We start from the raw sequence: 26,293 nt of genomic DNA, 5'->3' as shown, positions 1-26,293 counted from the left end.
ATTATCTGAGCCGGGCCTGAGCACGGCTATTAATACTGGCTGCGGATCGGCGCCTGAACTTCACCGTTGCCGACCTGAATACTGAGCAAATTAGCCACGCGCTTTGCCACCAGTTCAATATCGAACGCGGCCGCCGAAGCGGGGCTGAAGTCGTACACTGACTGCTGTGATGCATTCGCTTCCGCCACGCTTTCATCGCGGTGGACAACGCCGAGCAGGCTATCGCCCAGACGCTGCTGCATAAATGATGTGACTTCACGGCTGATATTGCGGCGATTGTCGCTTTGGTTCAGCACAAAATAGTGGCCATGTTTATTATTCAGCGGCTGACCAATCATGCGGTTATTTTCAATTTGCGGCAGCAAAGAGACGGATGCCGTATCCGCAAGCATGACTACTAAATGCATATCGGCAAGTTGCTGCATCGCTTTAAGCGCCGGCCCCGGACCGGGAGGAAAATCGGCCACAATTACCAGGCCGGGATAATTCAGCACGGTATCGAGACCGCGCCGCAAAAAATGGGTGTCGCTGGCAAGCTTGTGCTCAAAGCGTTCACGCTGCTCCTCTGTGACGTCGCCGTAGGGCAGCACAAAAATATTGCCGCCGGTGGTCAGAATCGACTGGCTCCAGTCAGCCTGCTCTTCAGAGCGCGCAACAAAGCCGCGGCCATCCTGCAGCGGGACGCCAAAATGCAGACGCAGCGCATTCTGCACATCAAAATCGATTGCCAGCACCTTGCTGCCGGCGCGCGCCAGACTCCATGCAAGGTTGGCCGCCATGGTGGTCTTCCCTACTCCCCCTTTTGGCGAGCACACACAAACTAACGGCATAACGCAATCTTCTCCAGTAGCGGTTTGAGGAGTGTTTCTTTAGACAATGCAGCGGGTTCAGCCGGACGCGAGCGAAACAGCGTGCTGAAGCGGGCAGAGGCGGGCGGAGCAACAGGCGCTGCTGCGGCCGGCACCGCGCTGGCAGGCGGCTGCGGGGCCGCGGGGCGGGTCACGACCGGCTCAGAAAGCGGAGGCGGAAACAGCGCACTGCTGCCCGGCGCGGCCTCGCGGACCGGCGCGGTGGCCGCCAGGCTGCTGAGCAGCGAGGCGCCCTCCTCTGCCGGAGCACGCGGAGCGGCAGGTATGGCTGGCGCGGCAAATGCCTCAGGGCCGGCCGGCTGTGGCTGCGGCAGATCGATACGCTGCCCCTGGCCCAGCTCCGGCGCATCATCTGTGCTCAGCTGGCGCAGAATGGCCCACTGATGATGATCGGCGCTCTGCGCCTGACCCGACATATCTTTGAAATCGATATCAAGCGTCTGCGTTTTTTCTTTGAAACGCTGCAGATCGTCATAATTCTTCATGATCAGTGCCTGTGAAAGCAGAGGGAATTTTTTGGCGAATATAGCACACACATTAAAAGACGGTGAGAAAATTCTGATTATTAAAACCGCATATCTGATAAAGCTGCTTTATCTGTGTTTATAAAAAACCGGACGCTTTGCCGGCGGGAGATACGCGGCGAGAAGAGACTAATACATTGCCATTAACCAAAACGAAAAACCCGCTGCAATGCAAATAACTCTATGTAAAAAAAGGATATTTATGAATTCAGCGTTGCATAACCCCAGCGGTTAAGCCGGCAACGCCTGCGCGGTGATTTAAGAATTTGTCTTAGCACGCTGCGCGGGGAGCCCTGGCGCTGACAGTCAGATAACGTAATGTGATAGATTTCCGGTCTTATGCCCGGTTAACCTGATAAAGGTTAGCATTGCTGAACTGTTTTCGCTGAAAAAAAGAAAGGCTCCCGCGGGAGCCTTTTTTATCAGTGGCGTTAATCAGGGTGTTTCCAGCGGCTGGTTTTCATCCTGATCGACGGCAAAGCAGGCAACCTGCTGATCGCCATAGCGTTTGAGTTTTGGCTGCAGCTGCACGCAGGTGCCAAAACGGCGACGGCAGCGCGCGTTGAACGCGCAGCCTGGCGGCGGATTGAGCGGGCTGGGCAGCTCACCGGTCAGTTTGATACGCTCGCGCCGCTCATCCGGATTAAGACGCGGCGTGGCGGAAAGCAGGGCCTGCGTATAAGGATGGCGCGGATTGCTGAAGATCGCTTCTTTACTGCCTTTCTCCACGCAGCGCCCGAGGTACATCACCATAACTTCATCGGCGATGTGCTCCACCACTGAGAGGTCGTGCGAAATAAAGACGTAGGAGAGGCCGAGGTCCTGCTGCAGATCCATCATCAGGTTCAGCACCTGCGCGCGCACTGAAACATCGAGCGCCGAAACCGGCTCATCCGCGATCAGGACATCCGGATCCAGCATCAGCCCGCGCGCAATGGCAATACGCTGACGCTGACCGCCGGAGAACATGTGCGGATAGCGATCGTAATGTTCGGTCTTGAGACCCACTTTCGCCATCATCTCCAGCGTTTTTTCACGCCGCTCCGCTTTGCTCAGCGCGGTGTTAATAATCAGCGGCTCTTCGAGGATCTGGCTGATTTTTTTACGCGGGTTGAGCGAGCCGTAGGGGTTCTGAAAGATGATCTGAATTTTCTGCCGGCGTAGTTTTTGCGCCTGTGGATCGTGCTTCAGCAAATCCTGTCCGTGCCAGTAAAGCTCGCCGTCGGTCGGGGTTTCGATCATGGTCAGCAGACGGCCAAGCGTGGATTTTCCGCAGCCCGACTCACCGACTACCGCCAGCGTTTTACCCCGTTCGAGGTTGAAGGAGACGCCATCCAGCGCCTTCACCAGGCGCTCCTGACCAAACAGGCCTTTCTTCACCGGGTAGTGTTTTTTCAGGTCAATCGCCTGCAGCAGATAATCCTGCTTTGTGTTATCAGGACTCATAGGTCGGTCTCCCGGCATCATCCAGTGGGAAGTGGCATTTAGACTGGCGGCCCGGAATGTCGCGCAGCGCAGGTTCTTCGGTACGGCAGCGATCGGTCACATAGGGGCAGCGCGGATTCAGCAGGCAGCCAGAGGGCCGGTCATATTTGCCCGGCACCACGCCCGGCAGCGATGCCAGCCGCGCCTTGTCTGCCGCAAACTCCGGCAGCGCCCGCAGCAGCGCCTGCGTATAGGGATGACGCGGCGCCCTGAAGATATCCACGGCTTTGCCGCTCTCCACCACCTGACCGGCATACATCACAATAATGTGCTGCGCCGCTTCGGCAACCAGCGCCAGATCGTGGGTGATGAGGATCAGTGCCATGTTCTCCTGCTTCTGCAGCGCCAGCAGCAGTTCGATGATCTGCGCCTGAATGGTGACATCCAGCGCCGTGGTTGGCTCATCGGCAATCAGCAGCTTAGGCTTGCAGGCAATCGCCATGGCGATCATCACGCGCTGGCTCATGCCGCCCGACAGCTGGTGCGGATAGACATCAAGCCGCGAAGCCGGATCGGGAATACCCACCTGCTCCAGCAGATCGATAGCGCGCTGGCGGCGGGTGCGTTTACTGCCGCCCTGGTGCACCTTGAGCGCTTCCATAATCTGGAAACCCACGGTATAGCAGGGATTGAGGCTGGTCATCGGATCCTGAAAAATCATCGCCACTTCTGCGCCAACCAGCTGCCGGCGCTCTTTTTCAGAAATCTTCTGCAAATCGCGCTGGTTAAACTCCAGCTTCTCAGCCATGACGCGGCCAGGAAAATCGATCAGACCCATAATCGCCAGCGAACTGACTGATTTACCGGAGCCCGACTCACCGACAATCCCTACGACCTGGCCCTGCTCGACCTGATAACTGATGCGGTCAACCGCACGGAATGGTGTTTTTTCGTCGCCGAAATGCACCGATAACTTCTCTACATTTAATAACGCCATCTCGGTGCCTCTTTACTGCTTGAGTTTCGGGTCGAGTGCATCACGCAAACCATCGCCCATGAGGTTGAATGCCAGAACCGTCAGCAGGATGACCACTCCGGGGAAGGTCACTACCCACCAGGCACTTTGCGCATACTGCAGAACGTCAGAGAGCATGGTGCCCCACTCCGGCGTCGGCGGCTGCGCCCCCATTCCGAGAAAGCCCAGCGCCGCCATGTCGAGGATGGCGTTGGAGAAACCGAGCGATGCCTGCACAATCAGCGGAGCCAGACAGTTTGGCAGAATATTGATGAACATCTGACGCAGCGTTCCCGCACCTGCCACGCCGGAAGCGGTGACATAATCGCGGTTAACCTCAACCAGCACCGCCGCGCGCGTCAGGCGGATATAGTGCGGCAGCGCCACAAACGTCAGCGCCAGCGAAGCGTTGACGATGGAGGGGCCAAAGATGGCTACCAGCACCAGCGCCAGCAGCAGGCTGGGCAGCGCCAGCATGATATCGACCAGACGCATAATAGTGGCATCCACCACGCCACCGAGGTAGCCCGCCATCAGTCCAAAAATCACGCCAAAAATCAGTGACAGTACCACGACCAGGCAGCCTACCAGCAGCGACAGGCGCGCCCCAAACATCAGGCGTGACAAAATATCGCGGCCCACATCATCGGTGCCGAGGATATAACTCCAGCTGCCGCCCTCCTGCCATACCGGCGGATGCAGCAGCGCATCGCGGAACTGCTCTGCCGGACCGTGCGGTGCCAGAAAATCGGCAAAAATTGCAATCAGCAGCATCAGCGTGATGTAGACCAGGCCGATGACTGCGCCCTTATTACGTTTAAAATAGTGCCAGAATTCCTGAAACGGGGTCATCGGCTTTGGTGCGGCAGTTACGCGCGCGGGTTCAACAGCAGACATAGCTCCCCCTTATTTCTTATGTCGGATGCGCGGGTTAACCACGCCATACAGCAGATCAACCAGCAGGTTGACCAGAATGATCAGGATGGCAACCAGCAGCACGCCGCCCTGCACTACCGGATAGTCGCGGCGCTGCAGCGCTTCAATCAGCCAGCGGCCCAGACCCGGCCATGAGAAGATAGTCTCGGTCAGAATCGCACCGGCCAGCAGCGTACCGACCTGCAGACCGATAACGGTAACCACCGGCAGCATCGCATTACGCAGCGCATGCACGACAATAACCCGCATGCGCGTCAGCCCTTTGGCGCGGGCGGTGCGGATATAATCCTCGCCCAGCACCTCCAGCATGGAGGAGCGCGTCATACGCACAATCACCGCCAGCGGAATGGTGCCCAGCACAATCGCCGGCAGGATCATATGCATGACCGCATCTTTGAAGTCGCCCTCTTCCCCCCACAGGAGCGTATCGATCAGCATAAAGCCGGTCAGGGGATGGCTGTCGTCAAGGAAGATGGTATCGCTGACCCGGCCAGAGACCGGCGTCAGGTTGAGCTGCACCGATACCAGCATAATCAGCATGATCCCCCACCAGAAGATCGGCATGGAGTAGCCGGTCAGGGAGATCCCCACGGCGGTATGATCGAAAACCGATCCGCGCTTTACGGCGGCCAGTACGCCCACCGGAATACCCACGGCGATAGCAAACAGCATGGCACAGATGCCCAGCTCCAGCGTCGCCTGGAAGCGCGGGACAAACTCATCCCACACCGGAATGCGGCTCTTCAGAGAGATACCGAGATCGCCGTGCAGCACCCCGTTGATATAGGTGATGTACTGCTTCCACATCGGCTGGTCGAGGCCAAACTGCGCCATCAGCTGTGCGTGACGCTCCGGGGAGATACCGCGTTCGCCCGCCATGATCAGCACCGGGTCGCCGGGGATCAGATGAACAAACGCAAAGGTCAGTAGGGTAATACCGATAAACGTCGGGATGACAAGGCCCAGACGTCGGAGTATGAATTGCAGCATAAGCCGGATTCTCAGTCATTCTCCCGCAGCGGAAAGTCGTCGCGGGACTACATTGCTCATAACGCGCGGTCGGCAAAGCCGGACGCGATGCAGGCAGCGCTTCAGTAAAAGTATTTGCCGGAAAAAAGTACGGGACACGGATGGCGAAGAGCGCATCCGAGGGCCAGCAGGCTGGCCCTCACCGTGATAATCCGAAAGGGTTATTCCTGAATATCGACGTTTTCGAAGTGATGCTTACCTAACGGATCAACCACATAGCCGCTCACTTTCTTGCTGACAGGCTCATAGACGGTCGAGTGTGCAATGATCAGTGCCGGAGCCTGATCGTGCATAACAACCTGCGCCTGCTTGTAGAGCGCAATACGTTTGCTGTGATCGGCTTCCGCACGGGCCGGCTGGATCAGATCTTCAAACGGCTTGTAGCACCAGCGGGAGTAGTTGGAGCCATCTTTTGCCGCTGCACAGCTGAACAGGGTGGCAAAGAAGTTATCCGGATCGCCATTGTCGCCGGTCCAGCCCATCATGACCGTCTGGTGTTCACCTGCTTTGGCGCGCTTGAGATATTCGCCCCACTCATAGGTAACAATTTTGGCTTTTACGCCAATTTTCGCCCAGTCCGCCTGAACCATCTCCGCCATGCGGCGCGCGTTCGGGTTGTATGGACGCTGCACCGGCATTGCCCAGAGATCGATAGAGAAGCCATCCGCCATGCCTGCTTCTTTCAGCAGCGCTTTGGCTTTTTCCGGATCGTAGGCGTAATCTTTGATCTCGTCGTTATAGCCCCACATGGTTGGCGGGATCAGGTTTTTCGCTGCCTGCCCTGCTCCCTGATAGACCGCATCGATGATCGCCTGCTTGTTGACCGCCATGGTCAGTGCCTGACGCACTTTAGCGTTATCCAGCGGCTTTTTCTCTGTGTTAAATGAGAGATAACCCACGTTCAGGCCAGGCTGCTCCATCAGATTGATTTTGCTGTCTTTCTTCATGCTGGCGATGTCAGCCGGGTTTGGATAAGGCATCACCTGGCACTCGCCCTTCTGCAGCTTGGCGTAGCGCACTGACGCATCTGGCGTAATAGAGAAGACCAGACGATCGATTTTTGGTTTAGTGCCCCAGAAGTCCGGGTTCGCTTTGTAGAGAATGCGTGAATCTTTCTGATACTGCTGCAGTACAAACGGGCCGGTGCCGACCGGATTCAGGTCGAGTTTTTCCGGCGTGCCTGCTTTCAGCATGTTATCCGCATACTCTTTAGAAAGAATAGAGGCGAAGTCCATACCGAGGTCAGCGAGGAAAGGCGCTTCAGGACGGGTCAGGGTAAAACGCACGGTGTGATCGTCAACTTTTTCAATTTTGCCGATCAGCTTCGGCATATCCATGCCTTCAAAATATTCGTAGCTGCCGCCAGAGACGCCGTGGAATTTATTGTTTTTATCGAGCTGGCGCTCAAATGAAAACACCACGTCATCGGCGTTAAATTCACGCGTTGGTTTGAAATCTTTCGTGCTCTGCCACTTCACGCCCTGGCGCAGGTGGAAAGTGTAGGTTTTGCCATCTTCGCTGACATCCCACTTTTCAGCCAGGCCTGGCTGCAGTTCAGTGGTGCCGGTTTTAAACTCAACCAGACGGTTATAAATCGGGACCGAGCTGGCGTCATAGGTGGTGCCAGAGGTAAAGAGCTGCGGGTTGAAACCTTCCGGCGAGCCTTCTGAACAGTAGACAAGGGTCTTCGCCTGAACACCGGCAGCGACGGTCATCGCAATCAGGCTGAGACCGGCCTTCAGCATCCTGGATTTAGCCCGGGAGTTCATCATGTTTTGCTCCATTGTGATGTGATGTTGTGTGCATCGCCCGTCCTCTGATTTTTTTATGCGGTACGGGCAGGTCTGACAGCGACCAGAATGTGAGCGGTTATTGTTATTGCCCTGGCGGGATACACCAGCCAGATGCGTCCGTCTCTACATCTTACTGAGGCATCAATTTGTCAACAGTTGCAACGAACGTCAATACAACGTGGGGTTATTTACACAGAGTGTGAGTAAGTGCAAGCAACGATAAAAAAGAGCACTGGAGAGAGAAACCGATATATAAGGCGGTGAAAAAGCGTTCGATACCGCTGGATTATCTGGCGCTTGCGTCAAATAACAGTGATTATCACCGCTAAAAAACATTTTAAAATTGTCGATAAACGTCGAATATCTGAACGATTCCCCGTGCGTTATGACGTTCGGGTAGCGAAATATGCTGGCGTAATGGCATAAGAAATCAGCAAAAAGCAAAAGCCGGTCATAAGCAGAATGTGTCGCGAATTAAGAGAGGTGCTTTGATGCAGCAAGTGATGAAGAGCGGTGTTGAGGAATAATAAGGTTTATCCCGGTGATGATTAATGGAACGCGTAAATTGATGACTTTGCTTGATCGCTGCCGGGATGTGAGTCTGGTTCAGGGAAGGCCAGTAAATCCTCAGTCATCACCGAAGCCGGATAAAGGGTGAAATGCGGGGCCGTGGAGTAAAGCGTCACACGTCATGGATGGCGTGTGACGGGCGATCAGGGACAGACCTCGTCTTTACGGAGCGGTCGCGTATTTCACCCTGAGAGTGCAAATACGACAGACGAAAAAAACCTGCTTTTTGCAAAGCAGGTTTCTTAAATGATGGTCGGCGAGAGAGGATTCGAACCTCCGACCCACTGGTCCCAAACCAGTTGCGCTACCAAGCTGCGCTACTCGCCGATGGGGGCGAATATTACTGCTGCGCCTTTACAGCGTCAATCCCTTTTCCCTTTAAAGCTGCCTGATTGCCTGAAAAGCAGGCAACCCGCGCCGGGAAGGCGATCTCAGCGCGGGCATACCGGTCAGAGATTGCTCTGTGCTTTAGCGGCGGGAGCCTGACACCAGTTGTTTGCCGGATTGATACCGCCATTGGGTGAGGTGTAGCCCAGACAGCCCAGTATGGTATCAAACAGCTCAACGTGACGATGCGTTTTACCGACACGCTGCTGCGCCTGCAGTCGCTCAAAGTTGCTGCGGTTCACCGGATCGTCCAGATATTTATCGGACGCCCAGACCATCATCGGCACGCGGAACTGCTCAGGCGGCGCCATCTCACGTGGGGTGCCGTGCAGGTGCATATTTTCGCTGATCGACTCGCCGTGGTCCGCCGCATAGAACACCAGCGCTTTTTTATCACGCAGCTGATCCAGTACGCTGTCGAGCATCGAGTCCACATACAAAACAGAGTTGTCATAAGCGTTGATCAACTGCGCCTTGCTGCAGGTATCATCCACGCCCATGCACTCAGGCTGATAACGCGCGAAGCTGCGGGGATAGCGCTGCGAGTAAAGATAGTGTGAGCCTTTGGTATGCAGCACCACCAGATGTTTGCCTTTCGGGAAACGCTGCAGGGAAGCCTGCAGTTCCGGCACCAGCAGCATGTCGTCTACCGCTTTACCCTGATTACGCTTTTCAGAGCCGATCTGCTCGCGGAAAGAGAAGTTATTCACATCGGCATTGTCATAGAACCAGACCTCACTCTGCATGGCGAACAGCTCAGAGGTAAAACCCAGCTCTTTCATGACGGCAAATATGTTCTGCTCTTTCAGAGTACGGCCCGGATTATTCATGGTGCCGCCTTCGCGAACAAACATGCAGCGCAGCGAGAGCTTGGTTGCGGTGTCACAGGACTCACCGCGGAACGCCACCAGGTTTTTCTCTTTGGAGAGCTTTGGCGTGGTATCGCGATCGTAGCCCAGCATCCCCATATGATCCCAGCGCGTGGTTTCACCGATAACAAACACGACGTAAGTGTCATCAATGCCTGCCGGTGCCACGTAAGTAAAGTTTTTCGCCGGATCGAACAGCGCTTCGCTGTCCAGCTTTTCATCCACTTTAGTCCAGGTAAACAGGCCCAGAGCGGCAATCCAGTTAGAAGGCAGATAAGAGTGTGCCACTACCCCGCCATAGCTGGGCAGATCGATATTCGTGATCTCTTCCTGCGTTTTCTGCAGTTTGTCAAAATAGCGGATCGGCAGCCATACCAGCGCCACGCTCAGCAGCATAATGGCTACCGGTTTCATGCGCTGTCCCGGCGTTTTCAGCTGCTCAATCAGCGTCATACGCAGCCGGTTGCGCCAGATCAGCAGCAGCGGCAGCGCGCTGACCAGCACCATCCAGACAATAAAATGCAGGCCGATCACTTCTTTAGAGAGATCAATGTCGGTTGTCATAACCGAAGCCACAATGCCGTAGCCAATCACGACATTAAAGAAGGTCATGTAATATGCCGCGGCCACGGAAATCACCACCAGCAGACTCGCCAGCACGCGGTAAGCCCATTTTCCACCCAGCGAGAGCAGGCGCATCAGGAAAAAGGTAAGCAAAACAGCGGCCGTGACTTCAGCAACAGCAGAAAGCCAGTCGGACGGGGTTGATTTGGTTAAGAAGCCGTCAAAGCGGCGGTAAAAAATTGGCAGGTTTAGCAGGATGCCAAGATAAAGTGCGAGCAGCAGAGAGAGCTTCTGCTGAGTTAATCTTTTGATATAATTCATTTAAATTTTCTGTTCCCGACCCGGTGTCGATTTATCACCGTTCCTGTGACTCTGTTCAGACAGCAAGGTTCGCTTTGAGAATGGAAAAGCGTGACGTATCGAGCAGGATCGGGACGAATCTGAACCGAAAATAACTGCGATGCCGTGTTAAGCGCAGCAGTAGAACATTTAACCAATGGTAAGACCAGATTTTTTTGTGCGGGCTAAAAGCGGGCGAATAAAAAAGGCTCCCGCAGGAGCCCGGTTAACCACGTGCGTGCTTAATTAATGATATTCAGCGTCACGTCGATATTGCCGCGGGTGGCATTAGAGTAAGGGCACACGATGTGTGCAGCATCGACCAGCTTTTGGGCTTCTGCAGCATCCATCTCCGGCAGGTGGATATTCAGCGTAGCTTCAATACCAAAACCGGTCGGAATCGGGCCGATGCCAACTTCACCTTCAATCCACGCCTCTTTTGGCATCGCGATTTTGTCGCGACCGGCAACAAATTTCATGGCGCCGAGGAAACAGGCTGAATAGCCCGCCGCAAACAGCTGCTCCGGGTTAGTCGCCTCGCCACCGGCTCCGCCCATCTCTTTTGGCACGCCCAGCTTAACGTCCAGTACGTTGTCAGAAGAGGTTGCACGTCCGTCACGGCCACCGGTTGCTTTTGCTTTAGCTGTATAAACCACTTTCTCTAAAGACATACTTTATCTCCGTTCGCTATATAATAGCGCGCTACTTATCCGCGCTGATGTAAATGCTTTTTTATCCGCGCAGTCAGCCTGCGCGGTTCAGATTGGTGCGCAGCATATCAAGCTGCTCTTTCAGCGCTGCCATCGTCCCGGTGTCACAGGCCGTCGCACACTGCACCGCTTCCGGAATCGCAGCAGCGCGCGCCTGTAGCTCGCGCCCCTGATCGGTCAGCGTCACCACGACCTGCCGTTCATCCTGGCGTGAACGCTGCCGGCGCACCAGCCCGGCTGTTTCCAGCCGCTTAAGCAGCGGCGTCAGCGTCGCGGAGTCAAGAAACAGCTGTTCGCCAATCTCTGACACCGTGACATCATCCTGCACCCAGAGCACCAGCATCACCAGATATTGCGGATAGGTGATATTGAGTGCCGCCAGCTGCTGACGATAGACCTTATGCATGGCCAGATTCGCCGAGTAGAGCGCGAAACAGAGATGCTGATCAACCTGGAGTGGCGGCCGCTTCACTTTTTTGCCATCTTGATTACTGTTCATGCAAATTAATATAGATAGCGCGCTAGATAATTGCAAGCTACTTTTCACGGGAGAGTGAAGATGCAGAATTCACTGGAGGAGCAGGCGCGTCGTTTTGCTACTGAACTTCATGCAGCTACAGGCCAGCGACGTAAATACACCGATGAGCCCTATATCGTTCACCCGCAGGCAGTGGCTGAACTGGTGCGCAGCGTAACCGATGATGAAGAGATGCTGGCAGCTGCCTGGCTGCACGATACGGTAGAAGACACATCCAGCACGCTACAGGATATTGAACAGCAGTTTGGCCAGCGCGTAGCCGGCCTGGTCGCGATGCTGACTGACAGCGCCCAGCCGCAGGCCAGAAACCGCGCGGCGCGCAAACTGGCACACTTCCGGCATACGGCGGACGCCTCACCCGAAGCGCAGACGATCAAGCTGGCAGATATTATCGATAATACCCGCGCGATAGTGCAGTTTGACCCGGATTTTGCGCGCGTTTATCTGATTGAGAAGCAGGTGCAGATTCAGCTACTGCTGCAGGGCGATAAACAGCTCTGGCAGCAGGCGCATCAGAATATCAAACAGGGATTGCAGCAACTGTCGCAGCCCCCCTATAACGTTTCGGAAAGCTGGTTCGCCCGTCAGGCGGCTAAATTTGAAGCGCTGAAATAAAAAACCCGCCGTGCAGGCGGGTTCGGAGAACCGATAATTGGTTACTCAAGCAGCTGCCGTCCCAGATAGGGATTCGCCTGCAGCAGCTTCATCAATTTGCGTGCCGTAGCGGAGGGCCGCGTGCGCTGCGCTTCCCAGCTTTTTACTGATGAGACGCTCACCCCCATCACGCGGGCGAACTCATCCACCTGCATGCCGGTCATCTCACGTAAACGCTGTGGCTCGGGAACTGACACCGTGTTGAGTGCAATATCTGATACGGAAGGCTTAGCATCACGTGTCAAAACAATTTGCTCAAGACTGCTGAGTAATTCAACCATTGGATCTTTTAATTCCATAGAGAACTCCTTAAAACTCACTATGAAGCACGTGAAAGTAGAGAGGTAAGCATCAAATGATGCTGAAACCAGGCTTTATCAGGCTGCATCCCGCAGCGGTTTGGACGTTAGAGTTATAAAACCGTTACGGGACACAGCCTGCTGGGCACTGCGAACATGTCAGCGCAATGCAACAATTGCCGGGTTTCTTAGTATGGGTCAGAATCCAGGAATTGCTGTCTGTTTTTTGATTATTTTTTCATCTTGCTTATGGCTAAAACCTGCAGTAACGCTTAAGTGCCTGTCAGGTAAAAAGTTGCTGTCTGTCACACTCTGCCTCCTGTCCTGAATGAAGCAAAAATAGCGCCAGATCCGCATTTCGCATCCTGCGGACGTTTCGCACCGCCGCTGCGGCATTTTTGTTCGCATTGTGCTCAATAATAGAGCAGAGATGCACCAGTCTGATGCATATTAAAGGAAAGGTTATGAGTTATGCCGCCTCTGCTGCGTGCACTCCTTCGCCTGCTACGCTGGTCAGGGGCTGAAATGGGGCAGCGGTCTGCCACATCGTTGACTATTGCTGTGCCACACGGGCGCGCTGACCGGAGAGCATCACACTGCACGCCTTCGGTCATTGTGCACGCCAGGCCATTGCACTATTCTTTAGGACCATTCTCAGCGATTCACACATTGCCATTTTGTCACGACAGGAGTTGAAACATGGCGTCAGGAACTTCCCGCATCTGGATGCGCACCGGCATGCTGTTCGCCAGCGCGCTGATCGTATTGCAACTCACCGCCTGCGGTGACAAAGAGGGCGATCAGCGTAAGGCGTTTAACGATTTTCTGCAAAATACCGTGATGCGCAGCGGTGAACATCTGCCGGCACTGAGTGAAAACCAGAAGCAGACCTTCGGTAACTACGCCAGTGACTATGCCATTCTGTATGGCTTTTCTCAGCAGGTGAGTCAGGCCACGGAACAGGGTATGCGTCCGGTCGTGGATGAGCTGGCAGCGATTCGCGTTCCGCAGGATTATCTGACCCGCCGCGATACCCTGCGTCAGGTGAGCGGCAATCTCAGCGTTCTGACGCAGCAGATCCAGAGCGCGAAAATGCAGGCTGACAGCAGCAAGGCGACGCTTAAACAGCCCGACGACCTGAAAAAGTCGTATGACGCAGCCTATGCAAAAGTGGTTACACAGCCGGCAGGCACGCTGATCCCGCTGCTGCCTAAGCTGCAGGCGCTGAGCCAGAGCGCTGTACAGACCGGAGACTATCTGCAATCGCAGGGAACACGCGTCACTTTTAATGATGGTGGCGTACAGTTCCCGACGCAGGATCAGGCGACCCGGTACAATGCGCTGATGAGTGAGCTGTCTGCAAATGCGCAGGCGCTGACGCAGGCGCAAAATGCAGTACAGGGTTCCTGGCAATAACGCCGGTTACGGGCAGTATTACCACTGCCCGGTTCTCGCTGCGCTTCGCTTTATAACGGCCTGCCGCTTTACCTACCCGCCTGTGATCTGGCGTAATTATGACCATAAATTCTTTGTGACGCTAATCACACTTCCGCAATAAACCCGCACTACCAAAGAGTGAGGCTTATCACATAAAACCCGCTTTTTTGCTGAATTTTTCGGCGCCGCTGCTTTTTTATCCCGTCTTTGTGTGACAAGAGTCACATTAACCCCCCCTGTTCACCCCGCTTTTGCGTGATATGGATCACACTAATTCCGGACGCTACGCACGCTTCTGAACAAGTGCTAGAGTCCGCCTGCATACAGTAATGCCACGGCCCCCGCCGTAACGTCTCAACAAAAACAAATGCGCGCTCTTATTGCAGCGCGTCTCAATAAGGGGTGGGTTTATGTCCTCATCAGTCAAGGTCAGAGTGCAGAGCTTTGGTCGCTTTCTGAGTAATATGGTGATGCCTAACATCGGTGCGTTTATCGCATGGGGTATCATCACCGCGCTGTTTATTCCAACCGGATGGATCCCGAACGAAACGCTGGCGAAACTCGTCGGTCCGATGATCACCTATCTGCTGCCGCTGCTGATTGGCTTCACCGGCGGCCGTCTGGTCGGCGGCGATCGCGGTGGCGTAGTCGGCGCCATTACAACAATGGGCGTCATTGTCGGTGCCGATATGCCGATGTTCCTCGGCGCGATGCTTGCCGGACCGCTGGGCGGCTGGGCAATCCGCGCGTTTGACCGGGCCGTTGACGGCAAGATCAAAAGCGGTTTCGAGATGCTGGTGAATAACTTCTCCGCCGGCATCATCGGTATGCTGCTGGCGCTGCTGGCGTTCCTGGCTATTGGTCCGCTGGTGCAGGGGCTGTCGCACATTCTCGCCGCCGGGGTTAACCTGATGGTGCAGAACAACCTGCTGCCGCTGACCTCTATTTTCGTTGAGCCGGCGAAAATCCTGTTCCTTAACAACGCCATCAACCACGGCATTTTCTCGCCGCTGGGTATTCAGCAGGCAAGCGAAGCGGGTAAATCGATCTTCTTCCTGATCGAAGCTAACCCGGGCCCGGGCATGGGCGTGCTGGTCGCTTATATGATCTTTGGTCGCGGCAGCGCCAAACAGTCAGCGGGCGGTGCCGCTATTATCCACTTCCTCGGCGGCATCCATGAGATTTACTTCCCGTATGTGCTGATGGCGCCGCGCCTGCTGCTGGCGGTGATCCTGGGCGGTATGACCGGCGTATTTACGCTGACGCTGCTGAATGGCGGCCTGGTCTCTCCGGCGTCACCGGGTTCTATCCTGGCGGTGCTGGCGATGACGCCAAAAGGCGCCTATTTTGCTAACGTTGCCGCTATCGTGGCCGCTTTTGCCGTCTCTTTTGTTGTCTCTTCTATCCTGCTGAAAACCAGCAAAGTGAAAGAAGACGAAGATATTGAAGCGGCGACCCAGCGTATGCGTGACATGAAAGCGCAGTCTAAAGGTCAGCCGGCTGCAGGCGCGCCGGTGGTAGCTGACGCTAACAGCGTAGACGTGAGCCACGTGCGTAAAATCATCGTTGCCTGTGACGCCGGTATGGGTTCCAGCGCCATGGGTGCCGGCGTGCTGCGCAAAAAAGTGCAGGATGCGGGCCTCACGAATGTGTCGGTGACGAACAGCGCTATTAATGCGCTGCCGGGTGACGTTGACCTGGTGATCACACACCGCGATCTTACGGAACGGGCGATGCGTCAGGCACCGCAGGCGCAGCATATCTCGCTGAATAATTTCCTTGATAGCGCGCTCTACACCAACCTGACCGAGCGACTGGTCACGGTAAACCGCAGCGTGGCGCATCGCGAAACGGTGCAGTCAACGCTGGCAGACAGCTTTGATAACGAGAATACGCACCTGTTTAAGCTCGGGACGGATAACGTATTCCTCGATCTGAGCGCCAGCAACAAAGAACAGGCGATCCGCTTTGCCGGTGAGCAGCTGGTAAAAGGTGGCTATGTCCAGCCAGAGTACGTTGAGGCGATGCTGGCCCGTGAAAAGCTGACGCCAACCTATCTGGGTGAGTCGATTGCGGTTCCGCACGGAACGGTAGAAGCGAAAGATCGCGTGCTGAAAACAGGCGTGGTGTTCTGTCAGTATCCGGCAGGCGTACAGTTTGGCGATGAGCCGGATGAGGTGGCGCGCCTGGTGATCGGGATTGCGGCCCGCAACAATGAGCACATTCAGGTGATCACCAGCCTGACCAACGCGCTGGATGATGATAGCGTGATTGAACGACTGGCGCAGACCCGCAGCGTGCAGGAAGTGCTGGATCTGCTCTCAGGCAGCAGCGTCAAAGCGTAATCAGTCAGCAGTTTTTTCCCCGGGGCGGGCAGGCCCGCCCTGTGTCCGGGGCGGAAATGCCCGCCCTTTCGCTATTTGAGATGGGTCAATTTTATGAAAGCGTTACATTTTGGAGCAGGCAATATTGGTCGCGGATTTATCGGCAAGCTGCTGGCCGATGCCGGCATCGAGCTGGTCTTTGCTGACGTCAATCAGGTTGTGCTGGATGCCCTTAACGCCCGTCACACCTATCCGGTTCATGTTGTTGGCGAACAGGCAAAAACGGAGACGGTCACCGGCGTCAGCGCCGTTAACAGCACCAGCGATGACATCATTGCGCTGATCGCTGAAGTCGATCTGGTCACGACTGCCGTCGGACCGCAGATCCTCGAACGTATTGCCGGCAGCGTGGCGCAGGGTCTGATCGCCCGTCACGATCGGGGTAATACGGCACCGCTTAACATCATCGCCTGCGAAAATATGGTGCGCGGCACCAGTCAGCTGAAGCAGCATGTGCTGAAGGCGCTGCCGGCGCAGCATCACGCCTGGGCAGAAGCGCACGTCGGCTTTGTCGATTCCGCCGTGGATCGTATTGTCCCGCCTTCTGAAGCGGGCAGCAGCGATCCGCTGGAAGTGACCGTTGAGACCTTCAGCGAATGGATTGTTGATAAAACGCAGTTTAAAGGGGCGCTGCCGGCGATCCCTGGCATGGAACTGACCGACAATCTGATGGCGTTTGTTGAACGCAAGCTCTTTACCCTTAATACCGGCCACGCTATTACCGCTTATCTGGGCAAACTGGCGGGTCATGTAACCATTCGCGATGCGATCCTGGATAGCCGCATTCGCGCCGTGGTTGAGGGGGCCATGCAGGAGAGCGGCGCCGTTCTGATCAGGCGCTACGATTTTGATGCAGAGAAACATGCGGCTTACATCAGCAAAATCCTTACCCGCTTTGAGAACCCTTACCTGAAAGATGACGTCGAGCGCGTAGGCCGCCAGCCGCTGCGCAAGCTGAGCGCAGGCGATCGCCTGATTAAACCGCTGCTCGGCACGCTGGAGTACCAGCTGCCGCACGATAATCTGGTGCAGGGGATCGCAGCCGCGATGCACTACCGCAGCGATGCCGATCCGCAGGCGCAGGAGCTGGCCACGCTGATCGCGGAACAGGGCGTTGCAGAGACGCTGGTAAAAATTTCCGGCCTGGAGCCGGAGAGTCAGGCAGTAGAGGCTGTGGTGAGCGCTTACAGCGCTATGGCATAATGCGCGCCCCCGGGTGAGCAAACCGGGCGCAACAGGGTTGCGCCCGCAGACGGTAGCTGAACGATGCAGGCAATGATGGAAGAGAAGCAGGCTTTTGAAAACCAGGTGCTTGAGCGCCTGAACGCCGGTCGTTCGGTGAGAAGCTTTCTGATTGCTGCGGTTGAACTGCTGGCAGAAGCGGTTAATCTGCTGGTGCTGCAGGTTTTTCGCAAAGATGATTATGCGGTAAGGTACGCCGTCGAACCACTGCTGCTGGGAGACGGGCCGCTGGGCGAGCTGTCGGTACGTCTTAAGCTTGTTTACGGACTGGGCGTGATTACGCGGCAGGAGTATGAGGATTGCGAACTGCTGCTGACGCTGCGCGAAGAGCTGAACCACGACGCCAGCGACTATCGCTTTACTGATGACGAGGTGCTGGGTCCGTTCAGTGAGCTGCACTGCGTGGTCGCCTGGCCGCCACAGCCCGACTTCACCCGCGATGATGAGGCGCTGCGCATTATGCAGCAGCAGCGTTATCTGCAGATGGTGCGATCCACCATGGTGCTCTCTTTGACCGAACTTATTTCCCGTATTTCGCACAAACAGGCATTCAAAAAGCCCGCTGTCTGACCTCAGGCAGCGGTACATCGAACAGTCGTACTGCCCGCCCGGCCTAAATTAATGTATCCTTTCCCTGTTTTCCTTAATGAGTTTTTCCAATGAAAGAACAAGTCAAAGCCGAGATCAAACGCCTCAGCGATCAGCTGGACGCACTGAACCGCAAAGAACCCCAGCTGCTGGAAGCGGGTGACGCTGAAAAGCTGGGTGCGCTGCTGAAAGAGAAAGAGACGCTGGTGCAGGAGATTGAACGTCTGCGCGGCGTACGTGATGAAAAGCTGAGCAAAGAGGCGCAGCAGCTGCAGCAGCTGCCGTTCAGCCGTGAAATCACGAAAAAAGAGCAGGCCAACATGGGTGCGCTGAAGAAAAGCGTGCGCGGCCTGGTTGTGGTGCATCCGATGACCGCGCTGGGACGAGAAATGGGTCTGAAAGTCATGACCGGCTACGCAAAACAGCCGTTCTGAGGCTGTTCAGGCTGCACGGTCTGCGCGGTGAGCGCAGCCGGCGGCCTGCTGAACCTGCTCTTTCAGGCTGTCGAGCAGCGTGTAGCGCCGGCGATATTCGGCGCGCTTTTTACTGGCTATCTCCTCCAGCGCTTTGCGCTCCATCTGCAGCGGCAGCGTAAAGCAGCCGTCGGCCCGCTCCTCGCCGCCCAGCGACAGCCAGAACTCACTGTAGCTGGCAAAAAACTTATCCCCTTTACTGTGTCGATAGCGCAGGCTGCGAAACACATGCGTGGTGTCGCCGACGGCGGCTATCGCTTCTGCTCCACACGCCTCCGCCAGCAGAAACAGTGCTTCCATCAGCACGCGCTTGGGAAACAGACCGTGCGCAGCTTTGGTCGCTTCGCGGATCGCCTCCGACGGAATATGCTTGCGCGGCCCCTGCAGTCCGCCAATAAACAGCGTACACCGCTGCGGCCCGCCAATCAGCGAGAATGAGAGGGAGGCCAGCAGCATACTTTGATAGTGCAACGTCAGCGTCAGCTCACCTTCGCGATCGTAATAGCCGGAGCTGCAGGCAATCGTAAACTGCTCTTCATTTTTGCCGCTGAGCTGTGCAACAGGCGTCCCGGCCGGATTCAGCATTAGCTGACGCAGGGCGGGATTATCAAGCTGTGCAACATGCTGGTAGTGCTGCACGATAGCGCGTGCGCGCTGCGCCACGCTAAACCGCGAACAGAGATAGGGACGATGCGGTTTAGCGGGCAGCAGACCCTGGCTGGCCATCAGCTGTGGCAAAAAGGGCAGCTGCGCCAGCTGCTGCAGATAGGTCAGCGTGGTAAACGGATAGAGCGCCGTTCGCAACGCAAACTTGGTACGAAAGCGGCCGCTGTGCCAGAGATTATCAGGTCGAAGTTTGCCGCTGATCAGCGGAAAAAACAGCGCTGAAGAAGAGAGATCGACCGATTCAGTGTGGGTAATTGTTGTCATAAGGAGCTTAACGTCTCGAAAAAACCTGCTGCAATGTTAAGCACAGCCGCTTCAACGATTCGTTAATGACCCCACCCCGCCGGCACTAAACGGTTTGCTGTTTAGCCGGGGTTTAGATTGCCGTGACGCAGATAAAAAAAACCGGCGACATCGCACCGGTTTTTTACGCAGAAATAAGCGCTGATTATTTTGCTGAAGCAAAACGCGCTGCTGCTTCGTCCCAGTTCACTACGTTCCAGAACGCTTTGATGTAGTCAGGGCGCTTGTTCTGATACTTCAGATAGTAAGCGTGCTCCCACACATCCAGACCAATGATTGGGAAGCCAGACGCACCGGCGATCGCGTCACCCATCAGCGGGTTATCCTGGTTAGCGGTTGAAACCACAGCCAGTTTGTCGCCTTTTTTCACCAGCCACGCCCAGCCAGAGCCAAAACGGGTAGCTGCTGCTTTTTCAAACTCTTCCTGGAATTTCTCAACGCTACCGAAATCTTTTTCGATCGCCGCTTTCAGGTCGCCCTGCAGCGTGGTGCCGGTTTTCAGGCCTTTCCAGAACAGGCTATGGTTAGCGTGGCCGCCAGCGTTGTTACGCAGCGGGCCTTTTTTGTCTGCTGGCAGCTGATCCAGTTTGGTAATCAGCTCATCAACCGGCAGATCGGCGAATTCGGTACCTTCCAGCGCTGCGTTAGCGTTGTTTACGTAGGTCTGGTGGTGTTTGGTGTGATGGATTTCCATCGTCTGCTTGTCGAAGTGCGGTTCCAGTGCGTCGTAGGCGTACGGCAGGGATGGCAGTGAATAACTCATGTTCTTCCTCTCCATTTAATGTTTTGCAGCATCACCTTACCAGTGTGCCGCGTAAGCAGTGGGATCATTATAGTTAAAATCATGATCCATAAAAGGGTTATCAATGCCGTAGAAATGATAAGGATTTGCGGTTCAGCGGCCTGAACCGGCTAGCGCAGCCGCTGCGGGTGGGTATAGATCGTTGCCCGCCCTGGCTTACTGAAGCCTATCAGCGTCAGATTACTGCGCTGCGCAACCTCTACCGCCAGCTGGGTGGCGGCCGAGACCGCAAACAGGATCTCCACGCCGCACATGGCGGACTTCTGCACCATCTCATAGCTGGCGCGGCTGGAAACCAGTACTGCGCCCTGCTGCCATCCCTGCTGACTGCGCAGCCCCAGCAGCTTATCCAGCGCAACGTGCCGCCCGACATCTTCACAGCCGCCCGGCAGCAATCCCTCGGGTGAGAGCCATGCCGCCGCGTGCGTACAGCCGGTAAGATTGCCCACCGGCTGATAGTCACGCAGCCGCGCCAGCCCGCTGTCCAGCTGAGCCAGGTCAAACGTCTGGGTAAAAGGCAGCGGCTTCAGCGGCTTACCAATCTGATCCAGCTGCTCAACGCCGCAGACGCCGCAGCCGGTTCGCCCCGCCATCGCCCGGCGCTGCGCTTTTAACGCCATAAACCGGCGGCTGGCGAGCTCAATCTGTACTTCAATGCCGTTGCAGCCCGGCACCACATCGATGCCATAGATCTCAGCCGGTTGTTCAATAATCCCTTCTGAAAGCGAGAAACCCAGCGCAAACGCCTCAAGGTTGTCAGGCGTCGCCATCATGACCACATGCGAGATGCCGTTATAGACCAGCGCTACCGGCACCTCCTGTGCCAGCCAGTCAGTTTCGGCCGTTTCCGGTGTCCGGCGCTGCCACACTTCAGCCTGGCTTACGCCAGCGATCGTTTTCACAGGTTGCTCACCTGCCTGCTGTTTTGCTGTCACGTTATCTGTCTCTTATTGCACTCATCAAAAGCGGCGGGCCTCACGGCCTGTACGCTATACCGGCTGCCGGTTCAGATGCTGAGCATGAACGTCGGCCAAAAATTTTTCTTCAACTTATGTGCTGGCACTCTGGCTGCGCGGCCCGCGGCGGTCACAGAATCGTCCCTCCCTCCGGCTGCCGTCACCGGCAGTTAATCGTCCGTCAGCCAGCCGCCTGAGCGTCAGGCTGCTATCATCAGCGTAGTCGTGCTGCTTTCATTGTTGGCAGCGTTATCGCCAGAAAATAGAGGTGTTCCCTGATGAGTATTCGCATTATTCCGCAGAATCAGCCGGAAACACGCGAACCGCAGACCGCGGAACAGATCCCGCCGCTGCTGTTTCCCCGGCTGAAAAATCTCTATAGCCGTCGCGCTGCACGCCTGCGCCATCTGGCGGCAAAAAATCCGCTGGGTGACTATCTGCGCTTTGCTGCAGTGATCGCTCAGGCGCAGGAGATTGTGCTGTATGACCATCCGCTGCGGCTCGATCTGCGTCCGCGCCTTGCAGAAAGCGCGCAGCGCAATGAGCCGCCGCTTGATATTCGCCACTATCCGCGCGATCGTCACTGGCAGCAGCTGCTGCATTCACTGATTGCAGAACTCAAACCGGAGATGAGTGGCCAGGCGCTGGCGGTGCTGGAGAACCTGGAAAAATCGTCCGCCAGCGAGCTGGAGACGCTTGCCGGCGCGCTGCTGGCCGGGGAATTTAGCCGGGTCAGCAGCGATAAGTCGCCTTTTGTCTGGGCTGCACTGTCGCTGTACTGGGCGCAGATGGCCGCTATGATACCCGGCAAGGTGCGGACGGAACAGGGCGATCACCGGCAGTTCTGCCCGGTCTGCGGCAGCGTTCCGGTTACCGGCCTGGTGCATATGGATGTGGCGCAGGAGGGATTACGCTATCTGCACTGCAACCTGTGCGAAAGTGAGTGGCACGTCGCCAGTGACCGATGCTGCAACTGTGAGCAGACGCGCGATCTGCACCTCTGGTCGCTCGATAATCACCAGGCAGCCGTTCATGCAGAGAGCTGCGGCGACTGCGGCACCTATATGAAACTGCTCTGCCAGGAGCGGGATCCGGCGGTAGAGCCTGTTGCCGACGACCTGGCGTCGCTGGTGCTGGATGCGCGCATGGAGCAGGAAGGGTTTGCCCGCAGTAGCCTGAATCCATTTATGTTTCCCGGCGAATAGCTGGCCCGGGCGTTACCGCTACGTACCGCGTTTTATACGGAGGCTTTGATGAAACTGATAGGCAGTTATACCAGCCCGTTCGTGCGCAAAATTTCAGTTATTCTGCTGGAAAAGGGCATCGTGTTTGAGTTTATAAACCATACACCCTGGGCGGAAGATAGCCAGGTGCCCCACTATAATCCGCTGGGAAAAGTACCGGCTCTGATCGACGAGCGCGGATTAACCTGGTACGACTCTTCTGTCATTGCTCAGGTTATTGAGCTGCGTGATGAAGCACCCGCCCTGCTGCCTGATGATGCGCTGCGCGCGCTGCAGGTACGCCAGCTGGCAAAGCTGGCTGATGGTATTAACGACGCGGCGGTGACCATTGTGCGGGAACAGATGCGGCCTGGCGCGCAGCAGTCTGAAGAGGTGCTGCTGCGCAACCGCGAAAAAATCCAGCGCGGTCTGGATGCGCTGGAGGCGGCCGCGGCGAAAGCGGAGTTGATCAACACCGGCACACTGAATCTGGCGGATATTGCGACCGGCTGCATGATTGGCTATCTGAATTTCCGTCGCGTGCTGCCGAACTGGTGTGTAAACCGCCCGGCGCTGGTCAAACTGGCGGAAACCCTGTTTCAGCGCGAGAGCTTCGCGCGTACCGTGCCGCCGGCAGGTTAGACGGCAATAAAAAAGGGACGATTGCTCGTCCCTTTCGCTACCGCATCCTGCTGCCGTTTACTGCAGCAGGGAAATATCTGCCACCTGCAGGAACAGCTGACGCAGCTGTGCCAGCAGCGTCAGACGATTCACGCGCACGGCATCATCTTCTGCGTTAACCATAACGTTGTCGAAGAAGTTATCTACCGCTTCACGCAGCTGTGCCAGCTCCACCAGCGCATCCTGATAGCGGCCTTCAGTAAACCAGGGCTGCAGCTTGTCGCTCAGCGCGGTGACGAAAGTCGCCAGCTGGATCTCCGCGTTCTCTTTCAGCAGCGATGCCTGCACGCTGTCGTTCAGCGGATCGCTGGCTTTTGCCAGAATGTTCGACACGCGCTTGTTGGCCGCTGCCAGCGCTGAGGCTGCCTCCAGCGTGCGGAAATGCGATACCGCTTTCATGCGCGCATCGAAATCTGCCGGACGGGTAGGACGACGCGCCAGTACCGCCTGAATGGTATCAACGCTGTGACCCTCTTCCTGATACCAGGTACGGAAGCGACCCAGCATGAAGTCGATCACCTCATCAACCACTTTCGCGTTGCTCAGCTTGCTGCCGTAGAGGCGCACGGCCTCTTCGGTCAGACTCTGCAGATCGAGCGGCAGATTCTTCTCGACGATAATACGCAGTACGCCCAGCGCGGCGCGGCGCAGTGCAAAGGGATCTTTGTCGCCTTTCGGATGCTGACCGATACCAAAAATGCCCGCCAGCGTATCCATTTTATCTGCAATCGCGACGGCACAGGCCACCGGGTTAGAAGGCAGCGCATCGCCAGCAAAGCGCGGCTGATACTGCTCATTGAGCGCTACCGCCACATCTTCCGCTTCCCCGTCATGACGGGCGTAGTGCATACCCATGACGCCCTGGGTGTCGGTAAATTCAAACACCATGTTGGTCATCAGGTCGCACTTGGAGAGCAGGCCGGCGCGGGTCGCGTGATTGACATCTGCACCAATCTGCGCGGCGATCCAGCCTGCCAGCGCCTGAATGCGGTCGGTCTTATCACGCAGCGTGCCCAGCTCTTTCTGGAACAGCACCGTCTCCAGACGCGGCAGATTATCTTCCAGACGCTTTTTACGATCGCTGTTAAAGAAGAACTCCGCATCCGCCAGACGGGGACGCACAACTTTTTCATTACCGGCCACGATCTGCTGCGGATCGCCTGACTCGATGTTGGTAACGAAGATGAAGTTCGGCAGCAGTTTTCCTTCCGGGCTGTAGACCGGGAAATATTTCTGATCGCCTTTCATGGTATAGACCAGCGCTTCCGCCGGTACTGCCAGGAACTTCTCTTCAAACGTTGCGGTCAGCACCACCGGCCACTCCACCAGCGAAGCAACCTCTTCCAGCAGGCTGTCGCTGAGATCGGCGACGCCGCCCAGCTGCTGTGCAGCCGCTTCCGCATCCGCCTTGATTTTTGCTTTACGCTCAGCGTAATCAGCCATTACCTTACCGCGCGCCAGCAGCTGCTGCGGATAGTGATCGGCGTGCTCCAGCGTAAACTCCGGCTCGCCCATAAAGCGGTGGCCGCGAATGGTGCGCGCTGACTGTACGCCCAGGATAGTGGCCGGGATCAGCTCCTCTCCCAGCAGCAGCGTCACGGTATGCACCGGGCGCACGAACTGGACATCGCTGGCGCCCCAGCGCATCAGTTTTGGAATCGGCAGCTTGCTCAGTGCGGTAGTGACCATTGCCGGCAGCAGCGCGCTGGCCTGCTCGCCCTTCACCGCGGCGCGATGCACCAGCCATTCGCCTTTATCTGTGCTCAGGCGCTCAGCCTGATCGACCGTGATGCCGTTGCCGCGTGCCCAGCCTTCAGCTGCTTTCGTCGGATTACCCGCTGCGTCAAACGCAGCCGCGACGGCGGGGCCGCGCTTCTCAATCTCGCGATCGGGCTGCGCCGCCGCCAGCGCTGCGACTTTCAGCGCCAGACGGCGCGGAGCAGCAAACCAGCTGACTTCGCCGTGCGTCAGGCCAGCGCTGTCCAGCTCGGCAGTAAAGTGTGCAGCAAAAGCTTCCGCCAGGCTGCGCAGGGCTTTCGGAGGCAACTCTTCAGTGCCAATTTCCACCAGGAAAGTTTTATCGGTCATGGCTGCCTCTTACTTATTACGGTTGCACATCGGGAAACCCAGCGCCTCGCGTGACGCATAGTAGGCTTCCGCCACGGCTTTCGTCAGGGTGCGAATACGCAGAATATAGCGCTGGCGTTCGGTAACGGAGATCGCCTTGCGCGCGTCGAGCAGGTTAAAGCTGTGGGCCGCTTTCAGAATGCGTTCATAGGCTGGCAGCGGCAGCGGCTTCTCCAGCGCCAGCAGCTGCTGCGCCTCTTTCTCATACTGCTCAAAACAGCTGAACAGGAAACCGACGTCGGCATATTCGAAGTTATAGGTCGACTGCTCTACTTCGTTCTGATGAAACACATCGCCGTAGGTGGTTTTGCCAAATGCACCGTCGCTCCAGGTCAGATCGTAGACGCTGTCCACGCCCTGGATATACATCGCCAGACGCTCCAGGCCATAGGTGATCTCACCCGTGACCGGCTTGCACTCAAGGCCGCCAACCTGCTGGAAGTAGGTGAACTGCGTCACTTCCATACCGTTGAGCCACACTTCCCAGCCAAGGCCCCAGGCGCCCAGCGTCGGGTTTTCCCAGTTATCTTCTACGAAACGAATATCGTGGATAGTGGGATCGATACCCAGCTCTTTCAGCGAGCCGAGGTAGAGCTCCTGAAGATTGTCCGGGTTAGGCTTGATCACCACCTGGAACTGATAGTAGTGCTGCAGACGATTGGGGTTTTCACCATAGCGTCCGTCGGTCGGACGACGTGAAGGCTGCACGTAGGCGCTGGCCATCGGCTCCGGGCCAATAGCGCGCAGGCAGGTCATCGGGTGTGAGGTGCCGGCGCCCACTTCCATGTCCAGCGGCTGGACAATGGTGCAGCCCTGGCGCGCCCAGTAATCCTGCAAGGTCAGGATCAGGCCCTGAAAGGTCTTGGTATCAAACTTTTGCATGTTGAATT

General features: G+C 56.4%; 24 protein-coding genes and 1 tRNA gene. 8 read left to right on the top strand and 17 right to left on the bottom strand.

Going from position 1 to position 26,293, the window contains the following annotated elements:
• Positions 1 to 29: 29 nt before the first annotated feature.
• From bcsQ to DBY66_RS11160, 11 genes are all read right to left on the bottom strand, one after another.
• Positions 30 to 830 (bottom strand): cellulose biosynthesis protein BcsQ, encoded by an 801-nt coding sequence (gene bcsQ / locus DBY66_RS11210; protein WP_071668229.1) that lies wholly within the window; start codon positions 828 to 830, stop codon positions 30 to 32.
• A complete protein-coding gene (bcsO, locus tag DBY66_RS11205) occupies positions 821 to 1,354 on the bottom strand; it encodes a cellulose biosynthesis protein BcsO (RefSeq protein ID WP_108570093.1) in 534 nt (177 codons plus the stop codon). Before bcsO ends, bcsQ begins: the two co-directional genes overlap by 10 nt.
• 474 nt (positions 1,355 to 1,828) lie before the next feature.
• A complete protein-coding gene (gene dppF / locus DBY66_RS11200; protein ID WP_108570092.1) occupies positions 1,829 to 2,839 on the bottom strand; it encodes a dipeptide ABC transporter ATP-binding subunit DppF in 1,011 nt (336 codons plus the stop codon).
• Positions 2,829 to 3,815, bottom strand: a complete 987-nt coding sequence (gene dppD, locus DBY66_RS11195) for a dipeptide ABC transporter ATP-binding protein (RefSeq protein WP_039381653.1) — start codon at positions 3,813 to 3,815, stop codon at positions 2,829 to 2,831. The genes dppF and dppD overlap by 11 nt, the downstream gene beginning before the upstream one ends.
• A 12-nt stretch (positions 3,816 to 3,827) precedes the next feature.
• On the bottom strand, positions 3,828 to 4,730 hold the full coding sequence (gene dppC, locus DBY66_RS11190) for a dipeptide ABC transporter permease DppC (protein ID WP_039381650.1): 903 nt from the start codon (positions 4,728 to 4,730) through the stop codon (positions 3,828 to 3,830).
• Between the two features lie 9 nt (positions 4,731 to 4,739).
• Positions 4,740 to 5,759, bottom strand: coding sequence for a dipeptide ABC transporter permease DppB (gene dppB / locus DBY66_RS11185; protein ID WP_039381648.1), 1,020 nt, complete (start codon positions 5,757 to 5,759; stop codon positions 4,740 to 4,742).
• 200 nt (positions 5,760 to 5,959) lie between these two features.
• Positions 5,960 to 7,570, bottom strand: a complete 1,611-nt coding sequence (dppA, locus tag DBY66_RS11180) for a dipeptide ABC transporter periplasmic-binding protein DppA (protein WP_108570091.1) — start codon at positions 7,568 to 7,570, stop codon at positions 5,960 to 5,962.
• Between the two features lie 841 nt (positions 7,571 to 8,411).
• Positions 8,412 to 8,488: transfer RNA gene (locus tag DBY66_RS11175), tRNA-Pro, on the bottom strand.
• Between the two features lie 122 nt (positions 8,489 to 8,610).
• Positions 8,611 to 10,302, bottom strand: coding sequence for a kdo(2)-lipid A phosphoethanolamine 7''-transferase (gene eptB / locus DBY66_RS11170; RefSeq protein ID WP_108570090.1), 1,692 nt, complete (start codon positions 10,300 to 10,302; stop codon positions 8,611 to 8,613).
• Between the two features lie 260 nt (positions 10,303 to 10,562).
• On the bottom strand, positions 10,563 to 10,991 hold the full coding sequence (locus DBY66_RS11165) for an organic hydroperoxide resistance protein (protein WP_108570089.1): 429 nt from the start codon (positions 10,989 to 10,991) through the stop codon (positions 10,563 to 10,565).
• A gap of 73 nt (positions 10,992 to 11,064) precedes the next feature.
• Positions 11,065 to 11,529, bottom strand: coding sequence for a MarR family transcriptional regulator (locus DBY66_RS11160; RefSeq protein WP_108570088.1), 465 nt, complete (start codon positions 11,527 to 11,529; stop codon positions 11,065 to 11,067).
• A 60-nt stretch (positions 11,530 to 11,589) separates the two neighbouring features.
• On the opposite strand from DBY66_RS11160, the gene DBY66_RS11155 reads away from it, so the two are divergent.
• The gene (locus DBY66_RS11155) at positions 11,590 to 12,183 is read left to right on the top strand and encodes an HD domain-containing protein (RefSeq protein WP_108570087.1); all 594 of its coding nucleotides are present in this window, start codon (positions 11,590 to 11,592) and stop codon (positions 12,181 to 12,183) included.
• Between the two features lie 41 nt (positions 12,184 to 12,224).
• Here the strand turns inward: DBY66_RS11155 and DBY66_RS11150 are convergent, their stop codons facing one another.
• On the bottom strand, positions 12,225 to 12,521 hold the full coding sequence (locus DBY66_RS11150) for an HTH-type transcriptional regulator (RefSeq protein WP_039381633.1): 297 nt from the start codon (positions 12,519 to 12,521) through the stop codon (positions 12,225 to 12,227).
• Between the two features lie 699 nt (positions 12,522 to 13,220).
• On the opposite strand from DBY66_RS11150, the gene DBY66_RS11145 reads away from it, so the two are divergent.
• The 5 genes from DBY66_RS11145 to DBY66_RS11125 all read left to right on the top strand — a co-directional run bounded on the left by DBY66_RS11145 (position 13,221) and on the right by DBY66_RS11125 (position 18,606).
• Positions 13,221 to 13,937, top strand: a complete 717-nt coding sequence (locus DBY66_RS11145) for a DUF3053 domain-containing protein (RefSeq protein WP_108570086.1) — start codon at positions 13,221 to 13,223, stop codon at positions 13,935 to 13,937.
• Between the two features lie 431 nt (positions 13,938 to 14,368).
• Complete coding sequence (locus tag DBY66_RS11140; protein WP_108570085.1) at positions 14,369 to 16,303, top strand: PTS mannitol transporter subunit IICBA; 1,935 nt, start codon at positions 14,369 to 14,371, stop codon at positions 16,301 to 16,303.
• Between the two features lie 93 nt (positions 16,304 to 16,396).
• Entirely contained in the window at positions 16,397 to 17,545 is a 1,149-nt protein-coding gene (gene mtlD / locus DBY66_RS11135) for a mannitol-1-phosphate 5-dehydrogenase (protein ID WP_039381626.1), read from the top strand.
• 63 nt (positions 17,546 to 17,608) lie between these two features.
• The gene (mtlR, locus tag DBY66_RS11130; RefSeq protein ID WP_175540444.1) at positions 17,609 to 18,154 is read left to right on the top strand and encodes a mannitol operon repressor MtlR; all 546 of its coding nucleotides are present in this window, start codon (positions 17,609 to 17,611) and stop codon (positions 18,152 to 18,154) included.
• An 89-nt stretch (positions 18,155 to 18,243) separates the two neighbouring features.
• Positions 18,244 to 18,606 carry a YibL family ribosome-associated protein gene (locus DBY66_RS11125; protein WP_065647847.1) on the top strand — a complete coding sequence of 121 codons (363 nt, stop codon included), beginning with the start codon at positions 18,244 to 18,246 and terminating at the stop codon, positions 18,604 to 18,606.
• A 6-nt stretch (positions 18,607 to 18,612) separates the two neighbouring features.
• Here the strand turns inward: DBY66_RS11125 and DBY66_RS11120 are convergent, their stop codons facing one another.
• The 3 genes from DBY66_RS11120 to fdhD all read right to left on the bottom strand — a co-directional run bounded on the left by DBY66_RS11120 (position 18,613) and on the right by fdhD (position 21,318).
• Positions 18,613 to 19,575: a VirK/YbjX family protein gene (locus DBY66_RS11120; RefSeq protein WP_108570084.1), complete on the bottom strand. Its 963-nt coding sequence runs from the start codon at positions 19,573 to 19,575 to the stop codon at positions 18,613 to 18,615.
• A gap of 184 nt (positions 19,576 to 19,759) precedes the next feature.
• Positions 19,760 to 20,377 carry a superoxide dismutase [Mn] gene (sodA, locus tag DBY66_RS11115; protein ID WP_039381619.1) on the bottom strand — a complete coding sequence of 206 codons (618 nt, stop codon included), beginning with the start codon at positions 20,375 to 20,377 and terminating at the stop codon, positions 19,760 to 19,762.
• A gap of 149 nt (positions 20,378 to 20,526) precedes the next feature.
• Positions 20,527 to 21,318 carry a formate dehydrogenase accessory sulfurtransferase FdhD gene (gene fdhD, locus DBY66_RS11110; RefSeq protein WP_233499585.1) on the bottom strand — a complete coding sequence of 264 codons (792 nt, stop codon included), beginning with the start codon at positions 21,316 to 21,318 and terminating at the stop codon, positions 20,527 to 20,529.
• Positions 21,319 to 21,650: 332 nt separating this feature from the next.
• Here fdhD and fdhE point away from each other — a divergent pair, with 332 nt between their 5' ends.
• Positions 21,651 to 22,577 (top strand): formate dehydrogenase accessory protein FdhE, encoded by a 927-nt coding sequence (fdhE, locus tag DBY66_RS11105; RefSeq protein WP_071668234.1) that lies wholly within the window; start codon positions 21,651 to 21,653, stop codon positions 22,575 to 22,577.
• 48 nt (positions 22,578 to 22,625) lie between these two features.
• Positions 22,626 to 23,237 (top strand): glutathione S-transferase, encoded by a 612-nt coding sequence (locus DBY66_RS11100; RefSeq protein ID WP_071668235.1) that lies wholly within the window; start codon positions 22,626 to 22,628, stop codon positions 23,235 to 23,237.
• A gap of 57 nt (positions 23,238 to 23,294) precedes the next feature.
• On the opposite strand, the gene glyS is transcribed toward DBY66_RS11100, so the two are convergent.
• Together glyS and glyQ are read right to left on the bottom strand one after the other, a co-directional pair.
• Positions 23,295 to 25,364: a glycine--tRNA ligase subunit beta gene (gene glyS / locus DBY66_RS11095; protein ID WP_039381608.1), complete on the bottom strand. Its 2,070-nt coding sequence runs from the start codon at positions 25,362 to 25,364 to the stop codon at positions 23,295 to 23,297.
• Positions 25,365 to 25,373: 9 nt separating this feature from the next.
• Entirely contained in the window at positions 25,374 to 26,285 is a 912-nt protein-coding gene (gene glyQ / locus DBY66_RS11090; RefSeq protein WP_039381606.1) for a glycine--tRNA ligase subunit alpha, read from the bottom strand.
• Between the last annotated feature and the right edge of the window lie 8 nt (positions 26,286 to 26,293).

Source organism: Pantoea sp. RIT413 (genome assembly GCF_003057675.2).
GTDB classification, from domain to species: domain Bacteria; phylum Pseudomonadota; class Gammaproteobacteria; order Enterobacterales; family Enterobacteriaceae; genus Pantoea; species Pantoea eucrina.
Note: the sequence above shows the minus strand (reverse complement) of the source record. Positions and strands in the feature narration are given on the sequence as shown.

Coding starts and splice junctions, on each gene's coding strand:
- mtlD (WP_039381626.1), top strand. CDS start 16,397: ATGAAAGCGTTACATTTTGGAGCAGGCAATATTGGTCGCGGATTTATC.
- DBY66_RS11150 (WP_039381633.1), bottom strand. CDS start 12,521: ATGGAATTAAAAGATCCAATGGTTGAATTACTCAGCAGTCTTGAGCAA.
- mtlR (WP_175540444.1), top strand. CDS start 17,609: ATGCAGGCAATGATGGAAGAGAAGCAGGCTTTTGAAAACCAGGTGCTT.
- DBY66_RS11145 (WP_108570086.1), top strand. CDS start 13,221: ATGGCGTCAGGAACTTCCCGCATCTGGATGCGCACCGGCATGCTGTTC.
- DBY66_RS11155 (WP_108570087.1), top strand. CDS start 11,590: ATGCAGAATTCACTGGAGGAGCAGGCGCGTCGTTTTGCTACTGAACTT.
- DBY66_RS11165 (WP_108570089.1), bottom strand. CDS start 10,991: ATGTCTTTAGAGAAAGTGGTTTATACAGCTAAAGCAAAAGCAACCGGT.
- dppB (WP_039381648.1), bottom strand. CDS start 5,759: ATGCTGCAATTCATACTCCGACGTCTGGGCCTTGTCATCCCGACGTTT.
- dppC (WP_039381650.1), bottom strand. CDS start 4,730: ATGTCTGCTGTTGAACCCGCGCGCGTAACTGCCGCACCAAAGCCGATG.
- dppA (WP_108570091.1), bottom strand. CDS start 7,570: ATGATGAACTCCCGGGCTAAATCCAGGATGCTGAAGGCCGGTCTCAGC.
- DBY66_RS11120 (WP_108570084.1), bottom strand. CDS start 19,575: ATGACAACAATTACCCACACTGAATCGGTCGATCTCTCTTCTTCAGCG.
- sodA (WP_039381619.1), bottom strand. CDS start 20,377: ATGAGTTATTCACTGCCATCCCTGCCGTACGCCTACGACGCACTGGAA.
- glyS (WP_039381608.1), bottom strand. CDS start 25,364: ATGACCGATAAAACTTTCCTGGTGGAAATTGGCACTGAAGAGTTGCCT.
- bcsQ (WP_071668229.1), bottom strand. CDS start 830: ATGCCGTTAGTTTGTGTGTGCTCGCCAAAAGGGGGAGTAGGGAAGACC.
- fdhE (WP_071668234.1), top strand. CDS start 21,651: ATGAGTATTCGCATTATTCCGCAGAATCAGCCGGAAACACGCGAACCG.
- DBY66_RS11125 (WP_065647847.1), top strand. CDS start 18,244: ATGAAAGAACAAGTCAAAGCCGAGATCAAACGCCTCAGCGATCAGCTG.
- DBY66_RS11140 (WP_108570085.1), top strand. CDS start 14,369: ATGTCCTCATCAGTCAAGGTCAGAGTGCAGAGCTTTGGTCGCTTTCTG.
- DBY66_RS11100 (WP_071668235.1), top strand. CDS start 22,626: ATGAAACTGATAGGCAGTTATACCAGCCCGTTCGTGCGCAAAATTTCA.
- glyQ (WP_039381606.1), bottom strand. CDS start 26,285: ATGCAAAAGTTTGATACCAAGACCTTTCAGGGCCTGATCCTGACCTTG.
- dppF (WP_108570092.1), bottom strand. CDS start 2,839: ATGAGTCCTGATAACACAAAGCAGGATTATCTGCTGCAGGCGATTGAC.
- dppD (WP_039381653.1), bottom strand. CDS start 3,815: ATGGCGTTATTAAATGTAGAGAAGTTATCGGTGCATTTCGGCGACGAA.
- DBY66_RS11160 (WP_108570088.1), bottom strand. CDS start 11,529: ATGAACAGTAATCAAGATGGCAAAAAAGTGAAGCGGCCGCCACTCCAG.
- bcsO (WP_108570093.1), bottom strand. CDS start 1,354: ATGAAGAATTATGACGATCTGCAGCGTTTCAAAGAAAAAACGCAGACG.
- eptB (WP_108570090.1), bottom strand. CDS start 10,302: ATGAATTATATCAAAAGATTAACTCAGCAGAAGCTCTCTCTGCTGCTC.